Annotated in this window: 17 protein-coding genes; 5 read left to right on the forward strand and 12 right to left on the reverse strand. The window is 72.2% G+C overall.

What is annotated here, in order from left to right:
- The first annotated feature begins 42 nt into the window (after positions 1 to 42).
- The 3 genes from OHA25_RS31670 (at position 43) to OHA25_RS31680 (ending at position 2815) form a co-directional block, all read left to right on the forward strand.
- Complete coding sequence (locus OHA25_RS31670; RefSeq protein ID WP_327580611.1) at positions 43 to 1308, forward strand: NAD(P)/FAD-dependent oxidoreductase; 1266 nt, start codon at positions 43 to 45, stop codon at positions 1306 to 1308.
- Positions 1309 to 1369: 61 nt separating this feature from the next.
- Complete coding sequence (locus OHA25_RS31675) at positions 1370 to 2584, forward strand: cytochrome P450 (RefSeq protein WP_327580612.1); 1215 nt, start codon at positions 1370 to 1372, stop codon at positions 2582 to 2584.
- 30 nt (positions 2585 to 2614) lie between these two features.
- Complete coding sequence (locus tag OHA25_RS31680) at positions 2615 to 2815, forward strand: ferredoxin (RefSeq protein WP_327580613.1); 201 nt, start codon at positions 2615 to 2617, stop codon at positions 2813 to 2815.
- A gap of 20 nt (positions 2816 to 2835) precedes the next feature.
- Here the strand turns inward: OHA25_RS31680 and OHA25_RS31685 are convergent, their stop codons facing one another.
- Positions 2836 to 3498: an endonuclease V gene (locus OHA25_RS31685; protein WP_327580614.1), complete on the reverse strand. Its 663-nt coding sequence runs from the start codon at positions 3496 to 3498 to the stop codon at positions 2836 to 2838.
- Positions 3499 to 3557: 59 nt separating this feature from the next.
- Between OHA25_RS31685 and OHA25_RS31690 the strand changes: the two genes are divergently transcribed.
- Complete coding sequence (locus tag OHA25_RS31690; RefSeq protein WP_327580615.1) at positions 3558 to 4298, forward strand: sulfite exporter TauE/SafE family protein; 741 nt, start codon at positions 3558 to 3560, stop codon at positions 4296 to 4298.
- Here the strand turns inward: OHA25_RS31690 and OHA25_RS31695 are convergent.
- The 5 genes from OHA25_RS31695 to OHA25_RS31715 are packed head-to-tail and all read right to left on the reverse strand — an operon-like array spanning position 4267 to position 8530.
- Positions 4267 to 5022: a type 1 glutamine amidotransferase gene (locus OHA25_RS31695; RefSeq protein WP_327580616.1), complete on the reverse strand. Its 756-nt coding sequence runs from the start codon at positions 5020 to 5022 to the stop codon at positions 4267 to 4269. The genes OHA25_RS31690 and OHA25_RS31695 overlap by 32 nt on opposite strands.
- A 42-nt stretch (positions 5023 to 5064) precedes the next feature.
- The gene (locus OHA25_RS31700) at positions 5065 to 5892 is read right to left on the reverse strand and encodes a bifunctional 5,10-methylenetetrahydrofolate dehydrogenase/5,10-methenyltetrahydrofolate cyclohydrolase (protein WP_327580617.1); all 828 of its coding nucleotides are present in this window, start codon (positions 5890 to 5892) and stop codon (positions 5065 to 5067) included.
- Positions 5889 to 6494, reverse strand: a complete 606-nt coding sequence (locus tag OHA25_RS31705) for a cyclodeaminase/cyclohydrolase family protein (protein ID WP_327580618.1) — start codon at positions 6492 to 6494, stop codon at positions 5889 to 5891. Before OHA25_RS31705 ends, OHA25_RS31700 begins: the two co-directional genes overlap by 4 nt.
- Positions 6495 to 6522: 28 nt before the next feature.
- Positions 6523 to 7035 carry a hypothetical protein gene (locus OHA25_RS31710; protein ID WP_327580619.1) on the reverse strand — a complete coding sequence of 171 codons (513 nt, stop codon included), beginning with the start codon at positions 7033 to 7035 and terminating at the stop codon, positions 6523 to 6525.
- 49 nt (positions 7036 to 7084) lie between these two features.
- Complete coding sequence (locus tag OHA25_RS31715; protein ID WP_327580620.1) at positions 7085 to 8530, reverse strand: M1 family metallopeptidase; 1446 nt, start codon at positions 8528 to 8530, stop codon at positions 7085 to 7087.
- Positions 8531 to 8660: 130 nt separating this feature from the next.
- On the opposite strand from OHA25_RS31715, the gene OHA25_RS31720 reads away from it, so the two are divergent.
- A complete protein-coding gene (locus OHA25_RS31720; RefSeq protein WP_327580621.1) occupies positions 8661 to 9572 on the forward strand; it encodes a superoxide dismutase in 912 nt (303 codons plus the stop codon).
- Between the two features lie 154 nt (positions 9573 to 9726).
- Here the strand turns inward: OHA25_RS31720 and OHA25_RS31725 are convergent, their stop codons facing one another.
- From OHA25_RS31725 to OHA25_RS31750, 6 genes are all read right to left on the reverse strand, one after another.
- Positions 9727 to 10407: an FMN reductase gene (locus OHA25_RS31725; protein ID WP_327580622.1), complete on the reverse strand. Its 681-nt coding sequence runs from the start codon at positions 10405 to 10407 to the stop codon at positions 9727 to 9729.
- A 13-nt stretch (positions 10408 to 10420) separates the two neighbouring features.
- Positions 10421 to 11536 (reverse strand): LLM class flavin-dependent oxidoreductase, encoded by a 1116-nt coding sequence (locus tag OHA25_RS31730; protein WP_327580623.1) that lies wholly within the window; start codon positions 11534 to 11536, stop codon positions 10421 to 10423.
- A gap of 97 nt (positions 11537 to 11633) precedes the next feature.
- Positions 11634 to 12284 carry an NAD(P)H-binding protein gene (locus OHA25_RS31735; protein WP_327580624.1) on the reverse strand — a complete coding sequence of 217 codons (651 nt, stop codon included), beginning with the start codon at positions 12282 to 12284 and terminating at the stop codon, positions 11634 to 11636.
- 51 nt (positions 12285 to 12335) lie between these two features.
- Entirely contained in the window at positions 12336 to 13475 is a 1140-nt protein-coding gene (gene rodA, locus OHA25_RS31740) for a rod shape-determining protein RodA (protein WP_327580625.1), read from the reverse strand.
- A 121-nt stretch (positions 13476 to 13596) separates the two neighbouring features.
- On the reverse strand, positions 13597 to 15555 hold the full coding sequence (gene mrdA, locus OHA25_RS31745; protein WP_327580626.1) for a penicillin-binding protein 2: 1959 nt from the start codon (positions 15553 to 15555) through the stop codon (positions 13597 to 13599).
- The gene (locus OHA25_RS31750; RefSeq protein ID WP_327580627.1) at positions 15548 to 16054 is read right to left on the reverse strand and encodes a rod shape-determining protein MreD; all 507 of its coding nucleotides are present in this window, start codon (positions 16052 to 16054) and stop codon (positions 15548 to 15550) included. The genes mrdA and OHA25_RS31750 overlap by 8 nt, the downstream gene beginning before the upstream one ends.
- Between the last annotated feature and the right edge of the window lie 32 nt (positions 16055 to 16086).

The raw sequence follows: 16086 nt of genomic DNA on the forward strand, positions 1-16086 counted from the left end.
AGCTGCCGTCCGGGCCGCCACCCTGCACCGGGGGGACGCCTCGTGAGCACGCTCGCGAGCGTCCTGATCGTCGGGGCGTCGGCCGCCGGCCTGAGCACGGCGGAGGCGCTGCGGCGGCACGGCTACCAGGGCCGGCTGACGCTGCTCGACGCCGAACGCCATCAGCCCTACGACCGGCCGCCGCTGTCGAAGCAGGTCCTGGCCGGCACCTGGGAGCCGTCCCGCGCGCAGCTCCGCACCGACACGCAGCTGGAGGCCTTGCGGGCCGAGTTCGTGCTGGGCGAGCCCGCCGTCGCGCTGGACGCGGCGGCGCGTGCCGTCACCACCGCCTCCGGCCGCGTACTGCGTGGCGACGCCGTGGTCATCGCGACCGGCTTGACGCCCTGCCGGCTCCCCGGCCAGGACAGCCAGAACGGCCAGGACGGCCAGGACGGCCAGAACGGCCAGGACGGCCAGAACGGCCAGAACGGCCAGCACGGGTTGGCGGGCGTGCACGTGCTTCGCGGCCTGGACGACGCTCTCGCCCTGCGCCACGACCTGACCGCCGCTGAAAGGCTCGTGGTCGTGGGGGAGGGCGTGCTGGGCGCGGAGACCGCCGCCACCGCCCGCACCATGGGCCTGGACGTCACCCTTGCCGGCATGGGGCACACCCTTCTGGGTGACCTGCTCGGCGACGTGGTCGGCGCGATGCTCACCCGGACGCACACCGAGCGCGGAGTACGGTTGCGGCTCGGCTCCGTGGTCGAAGGGCTGGCCGGCGCCGGCGGACGGGTCATGGGGGTGCGGCTCGCCACCGGCGAGCTCCTGCCCGCCGATGCCGTCGTGGTGGCCATCGGCTCCCGCCCGGCCACCGGCTGGCTGACGGACAGCGGCCTCACCGTGACCGACGGGGTCGAGTGTGACTCGCGCTGCCGCGCCGCCGAGGGCGTTTACGCCGTCGGCGACGTGGCCTCCTGGGAGCACGAGGGCCTCGGCAGGCGGCTGCGCCTGGAAAACCGCACCAACGCCACCGAGCAGGCCCAGGTGGTCGCGGCCAACATCCTCGGCGCGGACCGGCCCTACACGCCGATCCCGTACTTCTGGACCGACCAGTACGACGTCAAGATCCAAGCCCACGGCCTGCCGTCGGCGGCGGCCGAGCTGGACATCGCCGAGGGCGATCCGGCGCAGCACCGCTTCACCGCCCGCTACCTCGAGGGCGGCCAGATCACCGGCGTCCTCGGCTGGAACATGCCCAAGCAGGCCCGCCTCCTGCGGCAACAGGCCCTCGGCAGCCGGCAGGCCACTCAGCCCTTCGCACCCGCGTGACGGCGGCGAACAGCCGGCCGTTCCCGGGCGACCAACCCATCCGTTCATGAGGAGATGCCGAATGAGTCTCGACGAGCAGGCCCTGACCTACCCGATTCCCAACGACGCGCCGCTGGAGCCGCCCGCGGAGTGGGCCGAGTTGCGCGGCAAGTGCCCGGTGGCCCACGTGACGCTGCCCAGCGGCGACCAGGCGACGCTGCTGACCCGCTACGACGACGTCAAGCAGGTGCTGGCCGACCCGCGCTTCACCCGGCTGCTGAACGCTCCCGACGCGGCCCGGCTGTCGGCCACGGACGACGGCGGGCTGTTCAGTAGCGAGATGGCGGCGATCATCCCGGACGGCGGGGAGGAGCACCAGCACTGGCGGCGCCTGGTCGGCAAGTGGTTCACCGCCAAGCGCATGAACGCCCTGCGGCCCCAGATGGCGCAGATCGCCGAAGAGCTCATCGACGACATGGTCAAGCGCGGCGCCCCCGGCGACCTCAAGGCGAGCCTGGGCTTCCCGCTGCCGGTGTACGTCATCTGCGACATGCTCGGCGTGCCCGCCGCCGACCGGGACCGGTTCTCGTACTGGTCGGACACCCTGCTCAACCTCACCCGCTACAGCAAGGACGAGATCGACGCCGCCCAGGCCGAGTTCTTCCAGTACATGTCCGACCACCTCGCCGCCAAGCGCGCTGAACCGGGCGACGACCTCTTGAGCGAGCTGATCGCGGTCGGCGCCCCCGAGGACGGCGGGCTGACCGACATCCAGATCCTCGTCACCGGAATGGCCCTGCTGGTCGCCGGGCACGAGACCACGGCCAACATGATCGGCAAGATGGTGAGCATGCTGCTGGCCGATCGCACCCGCTGGGAAGCGCTGCTGGCCGACCCGAAGCTGATCCGCACGACCGTGGAGGAGTCGCTGCGCTTCGACGCCAACTCCGGCTTCGGCCTGCCACGCTACCTGCGCGACGAGACCGAGGTCAGCGGCACGGTTCTGCCCCGCGGCACCACGGTGATCTGCAGCATGGCCGCGGCCAACCGTGACGAGAGCGCGTTCGAGGCCGCCGACCACATGGACCTGACCCGCAGTCCCAACCCGCACCTGGCCTTCGGCTCCGGCGCCCACTCCTGTCTGGGCCAGGCGCTGGCCCGTACCGAGTTGCAGGTCGTGCTCGAGGTGCTGCTGCGCAAGCTGCCGACCCTGGACCTGGCCGTGCCCGTGGAGGACCTGGAACGCGTGGAGGGGCTGGCCGTCGGCGGCCTGCGCACCGTGCCGGTCCGCTGGTGACCGCCTGATCGACACACGGAGGGAATCATCATGAAAGTCATCGTCGACGAGGTCAAATGCTGCGGCGCAGGCCAGTGCGTGCTGATCGCGCCGGAGGTGTTCGACCAGCGCGAGGACGACGGCATCGTCATCCTCCTGGAGGCTGAGCCGGACGCGGATCAGCACGCCCTGGTCCGCGAGGCCGCCGCGGTCTGCCCGGCCGCCGCCATCGAGCTCAGCGAAGAAGCGTGAGCCCAGGGCCGATCCAGCCGTCAGTCCGGGTGCCTGGCCAGGTGGTCGGCGCGCCGGATCGGCTCGGGGAGCCGGTAGCGCGGCGCGAGGCGGAGGACCTGGTCCGTGGCCGTGTCCAGGGCGATGCGGTGTCCTTGGGACACGTACACCGGCTTGACGCCGCGCTGCGTGCGCAGCGCCCGCCCCACCGTGGCTCCCTCGTGCACGATCGGCGTCCACGCCCCGCGCTGCGGCCCCGGTGGCTCGTGCGTGCCGACGAACGGCGTCTTGCCCACGCCCAGCGCCGGTAGCCCCGTCAGCACGCCGATGTGGCAGGCCAGGCCGAACCCGCGCGGGTGTGCCAGCCCGTATCCGTCGCAGACCAGCAGGTCCGGCGTCACCGTGAGCTGCTCGAGCGCCTCGACCAGCGCGGGCAGCTCGCGGAAGGCGAACAGGCCTGGCACATACGGGAACGCCGCCGTCCCGTGGACGACCACCTGCTCCACCACGGCCAGGACGGCGGCGTCCATGACGACCACCGCGGCCGTCAGGCCGTCGCCCGGGCCGTGGTAGTGCACGTCCAGGCCCGCCACCAGGGCGAAGGTGTCCGGCCCGGTGAGCTCGACGTGCCCGCGGAGCCGGTCCTGAAGGGCCTGCGCCTCGGCGGCCGTGGAGGGCCATGGGTGAAGCTGCTCAACCTGCACCCGACCCACCGTAGTGCCCCGCCCGCAGGGACAAATCGGACAACACATAGCATGTCCCCGTGATCTTCGGCGAAGCTCTCGGCCTGCTCGCGGTCGGCGTCGTGGCCGGTGTGGTGAGCACGGTCGTGAGCCTCGCCTCGATCATCTCCTACCCGGCCCTCCTGGCTTTCGGCCTGCCCCCGCTGGCCGCGAACGTCACCAACACCGTCGCCCTCGTCTTCACCGGCGTCGGCGCGGCCGCCGGATCGCGGCCCGAGCTGGCCGGCGAGGGCGGCCGCGTGCTGAGGCTCGGCCCGTTGGCCGCGCTCGGCGGGGCGTCGGGCGCCCTCCTGCTGCTGGTGACCCCCGCCAGGACGTTCGAGCTGATCGCGCCCTGGCTGATCGCGATGGCGTCCTTGTTGCTGGCCCGGCCACCGTCCGGGCGGGTGCGCGGCGAGCACGGGATTCTGGGGCGGGTGGGGCTGTTCGCCGTGACGATCTATGTGGGGTATTTCGGCGCGGCCGGGGGCATCCTGGTGTTCGCCGTGCTGGCCGCCATGCTCGACCACCCCGCGGCCAAGGTGAACGCGATGAAGAACGTCATGACGGGGCTGGCGAACGCGGTGGCGGCGCTCGGGTTCGCGATCTTCGGGCCGGTCGACTGGGGCGCGGCGATGCCGCTGGCGGCCGGGTTTCTGCTGGGCGGCTGGGTCGGGCCCAAGATCGCGCGCCGGATGCCGGGCCACAGCCTGCGTTACCTGGCGGCCGTGTGCGGGCTGGCGGTGGCGCTCAAGCTGGGCTGGGACTCGTACGCGCGCTGACGGTACGCTCGGGGCCGGGTCTCGTACGTGCGCCCGCGGCACGCTCCGCGACGAGCGCGGCGAAGCGCATCGTCACCTCGCGCCAGATCGGCGTGGACACCGGCTCGTCGGCCACCGCCCTGGCATAGACCTCGCCGGGGTCGAAGCCGTCCGCGCGCCACTCCCGGATGCGCGCAGGCAGCACCTCGGGGTGAAACTGCACGCCCCAGGCCCGCTCGCCCACCCGGAACGCCTGGTAGGGGCACGTCTGCGTCTCCGCCAGCCAGACGGCGCCCGCGGGCAGCGCGATGATCGCGTCCTTGTGGTGCTCCACTGCGGGCACCACCGGGGGAAGCCCGTGGAAGAGCGGGTCGTCGGCGGCCTCCGGCCTGATCGTGAGCGGGACGCTGCCGTTCTCCGGCGCGCCCGCGTCGCCCATCACCTCACCCCCCGCGACCTGGGCGATCATCTGACCGCCCAGACAGATGCCGAGCAGCGGCACCCCCTCCGCCAGCGCCTGCCCCACCAGCCGCCGGGCGTCCGCCAGCCATGGGGCCCGGTCGTCGTCGCCGGGCAGGTAGCCGCCACCCAGCATGATCATGGCATCGTGGCCGAGCCGATCGGGCAGGGGAGCGCCGTCGTGGGCGAGCACGACGTCCAGCTCGTGCCCGGCCTCGGCCAGCCAGTCGCCCAGCCGGGCCGGGCCGCCGCTCCGGCTGTTCTGCACGACCAGCACGTCACCCATCACACGCCTCCGCCATCCACTCGATGATCAGCCGGTCGTCGCTCACGGGAGGTTCGCCGCCCTGGCGGTGTGGCGCAGCAGCAGCGCGGTCGTCACCGGTCCGACGCCGCCGGGCACCGGGGTCAGCGCCCCGGCCACGCCCGCGACCGCGTCGAAGTCGACGTCGCCGGTCAGCCCGCCGTCGCCGGTCGGGTTGGTGCCGACGTCGATCACGACCGCGCCCGGCGCGACGTGCCCCGCGCCGATCAGCCCCGCCCGGCCGGCGGCCGCGACCAGCACCTCGGCCGTGGAGGTGACGGAGGCCAGATCACGGGTGCGCGAGTGGCAGACGGTGACCGTGGCGTGCCGGTCGAGCAGCAGGTGGGCGAGCGGCTTGCCGACCACGGTCGAGCGACCGACCACGACGGCCCGCCGCCCCTCCAGCTCCACCTCGTAGTGGTCGAGCAGGGCCATGACGGCCGCGGCGGTGGCGGGCGGGAACGCCGGTCGCCCGGCCGCCAGCCGGCCGAGCGAGAGCGGGTTGGCGCCGTCGACGTCCTTGCGCGGGTCGATCGACGCGGCCAGCTCCTGCGCCGAGGAGCCGGAGGGCAAGGGCGTCTGCAGCAGCACGCCGTGCACGCCGGAGTCGCCGCTGAGCCTGGTCAGCATCTCGCCGATCTGCTCAGGGCGGGCACCCGGCCCCAGGTCGACCACGTCGCAGGCGATGTCGACGCCGGCCGCCGCCTTGGCGAGCGACCGGACATACCACAGGCCGGCCTCGTCGTCCGTGGCCACCACCACGGCCAGCCGCGGCTGAGGGCCCGCCGCGGCCTCGGCCTGCGTCTGGGCGCGGATGGCGGCGGCCAGCTCCTTGCCGGTCAGCGTCTTCACCGGTTGATCTCCTCGCGTACCTCGGCGGTCACCCAGTCTGCCCTGGCGACGGCCGGATCCACGGCGGACAGGCGGATGTTCAGCTTCTCGCGTACTCGTTCATCCTTGATCCCGCCGAGGTTGACCTCGACGTTCACCCTCGCGGTGGTGAGTGCGGCGCGGGCGGCCTCCGCCGCGGCGGCCACGTCGGTGACGACGTTGCGGTTGCCGATCGGCAGCAGCAGCTCGCACAGCTCGATCACCCGCGTGGCCTCCTCGATCACGCGGGCCGGCGGCTCGGCGGCCCCGGCCAGCGCGGCGGCGATCGCGGCGCTGCGCTGCTCGCCCTTGGGCAGCCGGTAGGCGTCGGTGACCGCGGTGAACGCCGCCGCGTCCTCCTCGGCCAGTTTCAACGCCCGCGCCCGCAGCATGTCGGTCTCGGAGATCACGGCGACGACGGTCTCGGCGTGATCGGCGTACTTCTCGCCGGTGCTGTAGCGGGCGACCATGCCGAGCAGCGCGGCGGCCTGGGCGGCGTGCAGGGCCGCCGTCGCGCCGCCGCCCGGAGCCGGCCGCCGGTCGGCCAGTTCGGCCAGGAAGTCGACGATCTTCAAGTCGCGCATGGCGGCATTCTGCCACCCCATGCGGTGCTCAATCGCGGTACATCGGCCGTGTGGCGTCCTCGGCGCCGCTCTGCGGCGGCAGGTACGGCGACGGCGCCTCACTGTAGGCGGGCGAGTAGACCGTCGGCTCGGCCATGGAGCGCCAGCGCGACGGGAAGAGCGAGACCACCAGCAGCGACACGCCGAGCACCAGGTGGAGTCCCGTGTAGGCGAGGGTGAGGTAGCCGGGCTCCAGGGAGTTGGGCAGCAAGTTATCCGGCGGCTGCCGCACGCCCAGCGCCGCCAGCAGGGGCAGGACGCCCAGGCCGGTGAACGCCAGGCCGCCGAGGAGTGAGGCGACGGGTGACAGCCGTGAACCGGCCAGGAACGCCAGGCCGATGCCGGTGGCGACCAGGACGCCCACCGCAGGCCAGGAGATCTGGAACGCCCTTGCGGCCTCCAGACGGAGCTCGCCGACGCCGAACCACAGCCCGGCGGCGACCAGGGGAGGAAGGAGCAGCCCGGCGACCACTCCGAGGACATGACGGGCACCGTTTGACATGACAAACCCCGTTTGTGTGGTTACGCCCCAACCTACCGTGCGCGCTCCCTCAGCGTGGGGTGGTCGTCGAGTCCAGCCAGGTGTCGATGAGCTTGGTGAAGTTCCTGCCGGTGTGCTGGTTGATCCACTTGGTGAACGACGCCCGGTCCTGGGTGGTGTTGCGGTGCTCCTGCGGCCACGCCGTGGTCATCGCGAAGAACTTCTTGTCGCCGAGCCGCTCCCTGATCTCGTGCAGCATGATCGCCGGGCAGTAGTAGACGTTGCTCTGCCCGAACGAGTCCCGCCGGTAGCGGGCCGGCGGACCGCTCTCCCGGCGGAGCTCGGCGTCCATGCGGCGGATGTTCGCGATGTAGGTGTCGATCGAGCCGCCCTGGTCGTCGGCGTGCCACTGCATCTCGAAGTACATGGCGAAACCCTCGTTCAGCCACATGTCACGCCAGGTGCGCGGGGTGACGGTGTCGCCGAACCAGTGGTGCGCCAGCTCGTGCGCCACCACCGACGGCTCCATGTAACGCGGGCCGAGCGCGATCATCTGCTGCGTCTCCATGCCGGAGTCGCTCGTCGCCACCAGGCCGGCGCTGGGGAACGGGTACGGGCCGAGCTTCATCTCCAGCCACTTCATGATCGCCGGCATCCGGCGGGCGACGGGGAGGGTCTTGGCCACGTCCTGCGGGCGAATCCAGTACGTGATCGGGATGCCGCGCGGGCCCTTGTCCTTGAACATGCGGAACTTGTCGGCGGCGAACACCGTCAGGTAGCTGGCCACAGGATCGGTCGACTCCCAGCGGAACGTGCTCGACCCGCCCTTCGTGCTCTTGCCCTTGTACGTGCCGTGCGCGACGCCCGACCAGCCCTTGGGCACCGTGATCGCCACGTCGTACAGCGCCTCGTCCGACGGATGGTCGTTGACCGGGAACCAGGTGAACGCCCCGAACGGCTCCTGCAGCGCCCACGCCCGGCCACCTTCGCCGGTGCGGAAGCCGAGGATGCTGATGTCCTTGCGCCGCTGCTTGGCGTCGACGGGCCGGGGCCGGCCGTGGTAGCGCACGGTCACGACGGCGCCTTCGCCGGCCTTCAGCGGTTTGGCCAGCGGGATGGTCAGGTCGTCCCCGGTCCGCCGCGGCCTGGCGCTCGTCCCGTTCACCGTGGCCTCGTCCACCTTCAACGCCCGCCCGAAGTCGACGGTGACGCCGGTGACCGGCTTGACCGCGCGGAGCGTCAGCTTCGCCGTGCCCGACAGCGTGCGGCTCGCCGGCTTCCAGTCCAGCGTCAGATCGTAGTGGAGCACGTCGATCGCCGGGTTGCCGTAGGCCGGGTACACCGGGTCCTTGACGGGCTGCGACCTGCCCTTCTCGTACGCGCTCAGGTCCACCTCGGGACGCGGCGCCTCGGCCACGGGCTTGGCGGACTGCGCCTGCCGCGTGGCGGGCGGGGGCGTGCTACAGCCCGATACGGCCAGCGAAAGGGTCAGAAGTAATAAAAGGGGCCTCCGCATTCGGGCAAAGGTAACGAACCGCCTCGTTACCTACAAGCGCTTTTCGTCAATCAGATCGTTTCTGCAAACTCCCTGTGAAGCGCGCAGCACCTCTTCACCCAGGGGCACGGGCACGGGCATCGTGGGCCGCATGAGATCCGCGATCCTGAAGACCGCAGCAAGCGCCTTAATCGTGCTCCTGCTGGGCACCGTGCCCGCGCAGGCCACGTCGAAGCCGGACCAGTTCGCGCTGCCCAACGGGTTCCAGCCGGAGGGGATCGCGATCGGGGGCGGGCCCTACGCCTACTTCGGCTCCCGCGCGACCGGTGACATCTACCGGGCAGACCTGCGCACCGGTAAGGGGTCGGTCATCAGCAAGGGCCCGGGCACGCCGTCGCTCGGGCTCAAGACCGACGGGCGCGGCCGGCTGTTCGTGGCCGGGGGGACGGGTGGCGACGCCCGCGTGATCGACCTGCGTACCGGGGAGGTCGTCAAGTCGTACAAGCTGACCACCGACCCGGCGTTCGTCAACGACGTCATCCTCACCGGGGGTGCGGCGTACTTCACCGACTCCCGCAACCCCGTCCTGTACAAGCTGGAGCTCGGCCGCGGCGGCGCGCTGCCCGGCGAGGCCGTCAAGATCCCGCTCAGCGGGGCCATTCAGTACACGACCGGCAACAATGCCAACGGCATCGCGATCAGCCCCGACCGCACGTCACTGCTGATCGTCCAGTCGAACACCGGCAAGCTGTTCGAGGCAGACCCGGCCACCGGCGTCACCACAGAGGTGGACCTGGGCGGCAAGCTGCTCACCAACGGCGACGGCCTGCTGCTGTCCGGCAGCACCCTGTACGCCGTGCTCAACCGCGCCAACACCGTCGCCGTCATCGGCCTGGCCGCCGACGGCTCGTCCGGGAAGATCGTCAAGCGACTGACCGATCCGCGCTTCGACGTCCCGACGACGGTCGCCAAGTACGGCCACCGCCTCTACCTGCCCAACGCCCGCTTCACCACCACGCCGACGCCTGACACGGCGTACAACGTGGTAGCGATCAAGCCCTGACCCCGGACGGGGGCGGGCCACCGCCCCCTCGGCCCAACTGCCTGCGCGCCTGCGGCCGGTCGGCCGCGCGCGCCGGCCGGGTGGCGGTGCTCGCGTCGCCCGCGGTGTCACGGTGCCGGGTTGTGGCGCCGGTATTCGGCAAGGCGGTGACGGGTCAGCGGGGCGGGCGGAGGGCGGCGAGCTGGTCCTCGAACGGCACGACCGTCTCCTCCTGGTCGGCCCGCGCGTGCGGCGCGCGGTGCCGGAGCAGGTCGGCCAGCTCCCCGGCGGCGCGTTCGATGCGCTCGCCCAGGCCGTCGGTGAAGGCGTCGCCCGCGCCGCCCCAGTCCTCCGCGGCCGCGTACACGGCGGTCGGGACGACGACGGCCCGCAGGTAGGCGAACAGCGGCCGCAGCGCGTGCTCCAGCGCCAGCGAGTGGCGCGCCGTCCCGCCGGTGGCGGCGATCAGCACGGGCTTGCCCACCAGCGCGGTGTTGTCGACCACGTCGAAGAACGACTTGAACAACCCGCTGTAGGAACCGCTGAAGATCGGCGTGACCGCGATGATCCCGTCGGACTCCGTGACCGCCTCGATCGCCGCGCGCAGCCGGGCGCCGGGGAACCCGGTCACGAACGCGTGCGCGACGTCCACGGCCAGCTCACGCAACTCGATCACCCGCGGCTCGACGGCCGCGAGCTCGGCCGGGCCCGCCGGCGGCGGCACGCGCCCGGCCGCGCGCTCCTCCGGCGCCTCCTGCTCCGCCAGTCGTCGGGTCACGGCCTCGGCGAGGCGGTCGGCGAGCAGGCGGGTCGAGGAGGGCTGGGTCAGCCCCGCCGTGACGACGACCAGCTTCATGATGTCCCCTTCCTCAGGCTTCGACGGTGGTGGCGGAGGCGGTGGTGACGGCGGCGGCCGTCTTGGCCGCGAGCAGGGAGTCGTGCGTGGGCGCGTCCGGCACCTCGGCCGGCCTGCCCTTGGCGAACTCGGCACGCAGCACCGGCACGACCTCCTCGCCGAGGATGTCGAGCTGCTCCAGCACGGTCTTCAGCGGCAGCCCCGCGTGGTCCATGAGGAACAGCTGGCGCTGGTAGTCGCCGAAGAACTCCCTGAACTGCAGCGTCCGGTCGATGACCTGCTGCGGGCTGCCCACGGTGAGCGGCGTCTCGGCCATGAACTCCTCCAGCGACGGCCCGTGGCCGTACACGGGGGCGACGTCGAAGTACGGGCGGAACTCGCGTACCGCGTCCTGGGAGTTCTTGCGCATGAACACCTGGCCGCCGAGCCCCACAATGGCCTGCTCGGGCGTGCCGTGCCCATAGTGGGCGTACCGCTGCCGGTAGAGGTGGATCAGCCGCATGAAGTGCTCCTTCGGCCAGAAGATGTTGTTGGCGAAGAAGCCGTCACCGTAGTAGGCGGCCTGCTCGGCGATCTCCGGGCTGCGGATCGAGCCGTGCCACACGAACGGCGGCACCTCGTCCAGCGGCCGCGGCGTCGAGGTGAAGCCCTGCAGCGGTGTGCGGAAGCGGCCCTCCCAGTCCACCACGTCCTCGCGCCACAGCCGGTGCAGCAGCGCGTAGTTCTCGATGGCGAGCGGGATGCCCTGCCTGATGTCCTGGCCGAACCACGGATAGACGGGCCCGGTGTTGCCCCGGCCCATCATGACGTCCACCCGCCCGCCCGCCAGGTGCTGCAGCATGGCGAAGTCCTCGGCGATCTTCACCGGGTCGTTGGTGGTGATCAGCGTGGTGGCGGTGGAGAGGACGAGGCGCTCGGTCTTGGCCGCGATGTAGCCGAGCATCGTCGTGGGGGAGGACGGCACGAACGGCGGGTTGTGGTGCTCGCCCGTCGCGAACACGTCAAGCCCGACCTCCTCGGCCTTGAGCGCGATCGTCACCATCGCCTTGATCCGCTCGTGCTCCGTCGGCGTCCTGCCGGTCGTGGGGTCCATGGTCACGTCACCCACGCTGAAGATTCCGAACTGCACTTTAGTCACCATCCATGACTGTTGAATCTTTGACGGCTACGGTAGCGCAAGGGCCTTCCGTGTTATTCCATCATCGGGCATGGTGGTCCGTGCGTGGTCAGAGCGCGTTGATGTCCGCCGGGCCGAGGATCCGCTTGGGCGCGCCCCGCTCGGCGACCGTGATCATGGCCTGTCCGATCCGCTCCGTCGTGGTCACCGCGGACGGGAAGAGCAGCCGGAACAGCGGGTACAGCGGCCGGCTCGCGACGTAGGCCAGCCGGTAGAGCCGGGTGCGCGAGGTGATGCCGTGCAGGGGCTGAATGAAGCCGGGCCGGAACATGTACGCCTGCAGCGGCAGCGCCAGCAGCGCGTTCTCGGTCTCCCCCTTCACCCTGGCCCACATCGCCGGCCCGTGGGCGTTCGTCCCGGCGCCCGACACGTACACGAACGTCGAGCCGGGATTGAGCCGCGCCAGGGTGTTCGCCACGGACAGCGTGTAGTCGTAGGTGATGTGCCGGTAGTTCTTTTCGCTCATCCCGGCCGACGAGACGCCCAGGCAGAAGAAACACGCGTCGAAACCCGTCAGGCGCTCCTCGATGGAGGCCAGGTCGAGCAGGTTGCCATGGAGGATGTGCCGCAGCTTGGGGTGGTCGATGCCCGTCGGGGAGCGGCCGACCGCGAGCACGGCCGACACCCGCTCGTCGAGCAGGCACTCCCTGAGCACGCCGCGCCCGACCATGCCGGTCGCCCCAAAGATGATCACGTTCACGCCGGGCTCGCTCCGATCGTCTCGCCGATGCCCTCAGGGAGAGGATATGGACTATGGCTGCATGGCCTTGGTCCGGTGCACGGCCTGGAGCAGCCCGATCGCCAGGAGCCCGGCGACCGTGGCCGAGCCGCCGTACGACACGAACGGCAGCGGCACGCCCACGATGGGCATGAGCCCCACCGTCATGCCCACGTTCACGAACGTCTGGAACGTCAGCCACGACACCACGGCCCCGGCCAGGACGGCCCCGTAGGGCGAGGCGCTGTGCCGCGCGATCGACAACCCCCGCCACAGCAGCACGCCGATGGTCAGCACGATGGCCGCGGCCCCGGCGAAGCCGAACTCCTCGCCCGCGACGGTGAAGATGAAGTCGGTGTGCTGCTCGGGCACGAAGTGCCCGGCGGTCTGCTCGCCGTTGAACAGCCCCTTGCCGGACAGGCCGCCGGAGCCGATCGCGATGCGCGCCTGCGCGGCGTTATACCCCACACCGCCCGGGTCGGCGCCCGGGTTGGCCAGCACGAGCAGCCGCTCCAGCTGGTACGGCCGCACCAGCCCCAGCTTCCACGCCGCCGCCCCCGCGCCCACGGCGCCCGCGACGAGCACCAGCAGCCACCGCTTGGGCGCCCCCGACACCAGCAGCGCCCCGCTCACCATGGCCGCGAACACCAGCATCGTCCCGAGGTCCGGCTGCAACGCGATCAACCCGATCGGCACCGCGGCCAGCACCAGCGCCAGCAGAACCCCGCCGAACCCGGGCCTGCTCTGCCCGTCGCGCAGCTCCGCCAGCGGCACCGCGAACGCCAGCGCCAGCGCCACCTTGGCGAACTCCGACGGCTGGAACTGCACTCCGGGCGCCAGCACGATCCACGAGTGCGCCCCGTTCACCCGAACCCCGAGCGGCGTCAGCACACCCGCCAGCGACACCAGCGCCAGCACGTACGCCAGCGGCACGTACGCCCGCAGCACCCGCAGGTCGCACCGCGACACGAACCACATGAGGACGAGCCCGAGCCCGACGCTCACCGCCTGCCTGATCAGCAGCCCGTAGTCGCCCTCCATCCGCGTGGCCGACCACACCAGCAGCAGCCCCACTACGGACAGGGCCAGGGCCAGCAGTGTCAGCGTCCAGTCCGGCGCGCCCAGCGTCGGCGCCCACACGACCCGCCGCTTCCCGGTCGCCACCGCGATCATCGCCGCTCCTGTGTTGAATGGTCGCGCTCACTCGGCCCTCGCTGGTCACGCAGGCTGCCGCTCTCGGGCCTGACCGTTCGCCGCTCGTGTTGAATGGTCGCGCTCACTCGGCCCTCCCTGGTCACGCAGGCTGCCGCTCTCGGGCCTGACCGTTCGCCGCTCGTGTTGAATGGTCGCGCTCACTCGGCCCTCCCTGGTCACGCAGGCTGCCGCTCTCGGGCCTGACCGTTCGCCGCTCCGCCAACCCGATGATGCCTTCCCATATGTCGCGCGCCGCCGGCGCCGCGCCTTCTGCGCCCCGGCCGCCCTCCGACAGCACGACGACGACGGTGTAGGCGGGATCCGGGGCGAACGAGGCGAACCAGGAGGTGTCCCGGTGCCCGAACGACTCGGCCGTCCCCGTCTTCCCGGCCACCGCGACCTTGCCGAACGGGAACCCCTTGAACGCGCCCTCCGCCGTGCCCTTCTTCGGCACCTGGCTCAGCGCGTTCCTGATGAACCGCAGCGTCTCCGCCGAGGCCGGCAGCCGCCCGGCCACCGGCGGCGTGATGGTGGTGACCGTGGTCCCGTCCGGCCGGACGACCTTCATCCCGACGCGCGGGCTGTGCAGCGTCCCGCCGTTGGCCACGGCCGCGTACGCGCGGGCCAGCTGCAGCGGCGTGACCAGCACGCCGCCCTGCCCGATGGAGAAGTTGGCCGCGTCGCCGCCCCGCCACTCGCCGCCGCCGCGGCAGTTCTCCTTGGCGATCGCGGTCAGGTACGCCGCCCGCCCGCGGTCGGCCATCTCCGGGTACCCCTTGGCGGCCCGGCGGCAGCTCTCCTCGCGGGTGGCCCGCCACAGCGCCTTCTTCGCGGCCCGATCGGGCACCGCGCCGGCCGCCTCACCGGGCAGGTCCACCCCCGTCGGTTTGCCGAAGCCGAACCCGCGCGCGGTCTTCTCCAAGGCCTCGGACCCCCGCTCCCACAGCTGGTCGGCCAGCCGGTAGAAGATCGTGTCGCAGGACTGGACCAGCGCCCCGTGCATGGTCATCAGGCCGAGGTCGGCGCTGGCGAAGTTCCTGAACACCCGGGTGCCCACCGTGTAGCCGCTGGGGCAGTCGTAGAACGCGCCGAGCCCGTACCCGGCGTTCGCGGCCGCCGCGACCGAGGCGACCTTCCACGTCGAGCCAGGCGCCCACTCGCCCTGCACGGCCTGCGACAGCAGCGGCAGCCGCTTGTACTCGCGGGCGGTCACGCCGTCGGTCCACACGGCCGGGTCGTAGGCGGGCAGCCCCGCCAGCGCGACCAGGCGGCCGGTCTGCGACTCCATCACCACGGCCGCGCCCGACTTCGCGCCGCTCGTGGTCAGCGCCCGGGCGACCGCCTGCTCGGCGATGGTCTGGATGCGGGAGTCGAGGCTGGTCACGAGCGTGTTGCCGGGCACGGGCGGGTCCTGGCGGAGCGTCCTGGTGACCTGCCCGGTGTTGTCCACGGCCACGTCGCGCCGCCCGGCGCGGCCGGCCAGCTCCCGGTCGTACACGCCTTCGAGCCCGTCACGGCCCTTGGCGCCCTGCACATACCCGAGGGTGTGCGCCGCCGCCGCGCCGAACGGGTAGACCCGCACCGGCCGCAGCTCCGTGCGCACGCCGGGGAAGTCCTGCTGCCGCTCGCTGATCTGCAGCGCGGTCTGCGCGGTGACGTCCTCGGCGACGGGGATCGGCTCGTACGGAGAGCCCTGCCAGCACGGCTGCGCCACCTCAGGCCCGCACAACCGGACCTTCTCCGCGATCTGCCGGTACGGCTGGTCCAGCACCTCGCCGAGGCGCTCCAGCACCGCCCGCCCGCCGTCGGGCTGGTGGGCTAGCGCCACCGCGTCCACCGTGACCACCGGCCTGGTCCGGTTCGTCACCAGCGGACGCCCGGCCACGTCCACGATCTGCCCGCGCACCGGCGGCACCGGCACGGTCCTGATCCGTACGTCCGCCGCGGCCCGCACGTACTCGGCCCCGCTGACCACCTGCAGGAACCACAGCCGCCCCACCAGCGTGGCCACCATCGCCACCACGACCAGCCGCAATACGAACAATCTGGCCTTAGACACGCCGCATCGCCACCCTCGGCTCGGCCTCCACGGAGTGCCGGCGGCGCAGCAACACGGGGCTCACCAGCGCCCCCAGCGCCACCGTCCACGCGAGCGTCCATGGCAGCGCCGCGAGCGCGGCCCGCCACGGCTCGTCGCCGAGCGCGACCGCCGCGCCGGCCTGCAGCAGCGTGCCGACGGCGGCGCCGGCCGCGCCTGCCAGGAGCGGATTGCGGTCCCGTGTCCGCCCTTCCGGCAGGGCAGCGCCCTCGCGCCAGCGGCCGGCCAGCAGGCCCGTCACCGCCAGCACCAGCGCCGTCCGCCCCACCGTGCCGTCGGCCGGCGGCGTCACGTCGGCGGCGAGCCCGGCGGCGAGCCCGGCCACGCAGCCCCAGACCGGCCCCCTGGACAGCGCCAGCCACACCACGGCGAGCACCACCAGGTCGGGACCGCCCCACGGCGACCTGTTGATCAGCAGCACCTGCAGCAGCGGGGCCAGGATGAGGAACAGCACCAGCACGGCTCACCTCCCTGCGCCGCCAACGGCGAAAG

It is taken from the genome of Nonomuraea sp. NBC_00507, from assembly GCF_036013525.1.
Taxonomy (GTDB): Bacteria; Actinomycetota; Actinomycetes; order Streptosporangiales; family Streptosporangiaceae; genus Nonomuraea.

Bases quoted from the DNA above. Each gene is read 5' to 3' on its own strand.
- OHA25_RS31720 (WP_327580621.1), top strand. From the start codon at position 8,661: ATGAGATCCGCGATCCTGAAGACCGCAGCAAGCGCCTTAATCGTGCTC.
- OHA25_RS31725 (WP_327580622.1), bottom strand. From the start codon at position 10,407: ATGAAGCTGGTCGTCGTCACGGCGGGGCTGACCCAGCCCTCCTCGACC.
- rodA (WP_327580625.1), bottom strand. From the start codon at position 13,475: ATGATCGCGGTGGCGACCGGGAAGCGGCGGGTCGTGTGGGCGCCGACG.
- OHA25_RS31675 (WP_327580612.1), top strand. From the start codon at position 1,370: ATGAGTCTCGACGAGCAGGCCCTGACCTACCCGATTCCCAACGACGCG.
- OHA25_RS31715 (WP_327580620.1), bottom strand. From the start codon at position 8,530: ATGCGGAGGCCCCTTTTATTACTTCTGACCCTTTCGCTGGCCGTATCG.
- OHA25_RS31710 (WP_327580619.1), bottom strand. From the start codon at position 7,035: ATGTCAAACGGTGCCCGTCATGTCCTCGGAGTGGTCGCCGGGCTGCTC.
- OHA25_RS31680 (WP_327580613.1), top strand. From the start codon at position 2,615: ATGAAAGTCATCGTCGACGAGGTCAAATGCTGCGGCGCAGGCCAGTGC.
- OHA25_RS31705 (WP_327580618.1), bottom strand. From the start codon at position 6,494: ATGCGCGACTTGAAGATCGTCGACTTCCTGGCCGAACTGGCCGACCGG.
- OHA25_RS31695 (WP_327580616.1), bottom strand. From the start codon at position 5,022: ATGGGTGACGTGCTGGTCGTGCAGAACAGCCGGAGCGGCGGCCCGGCC.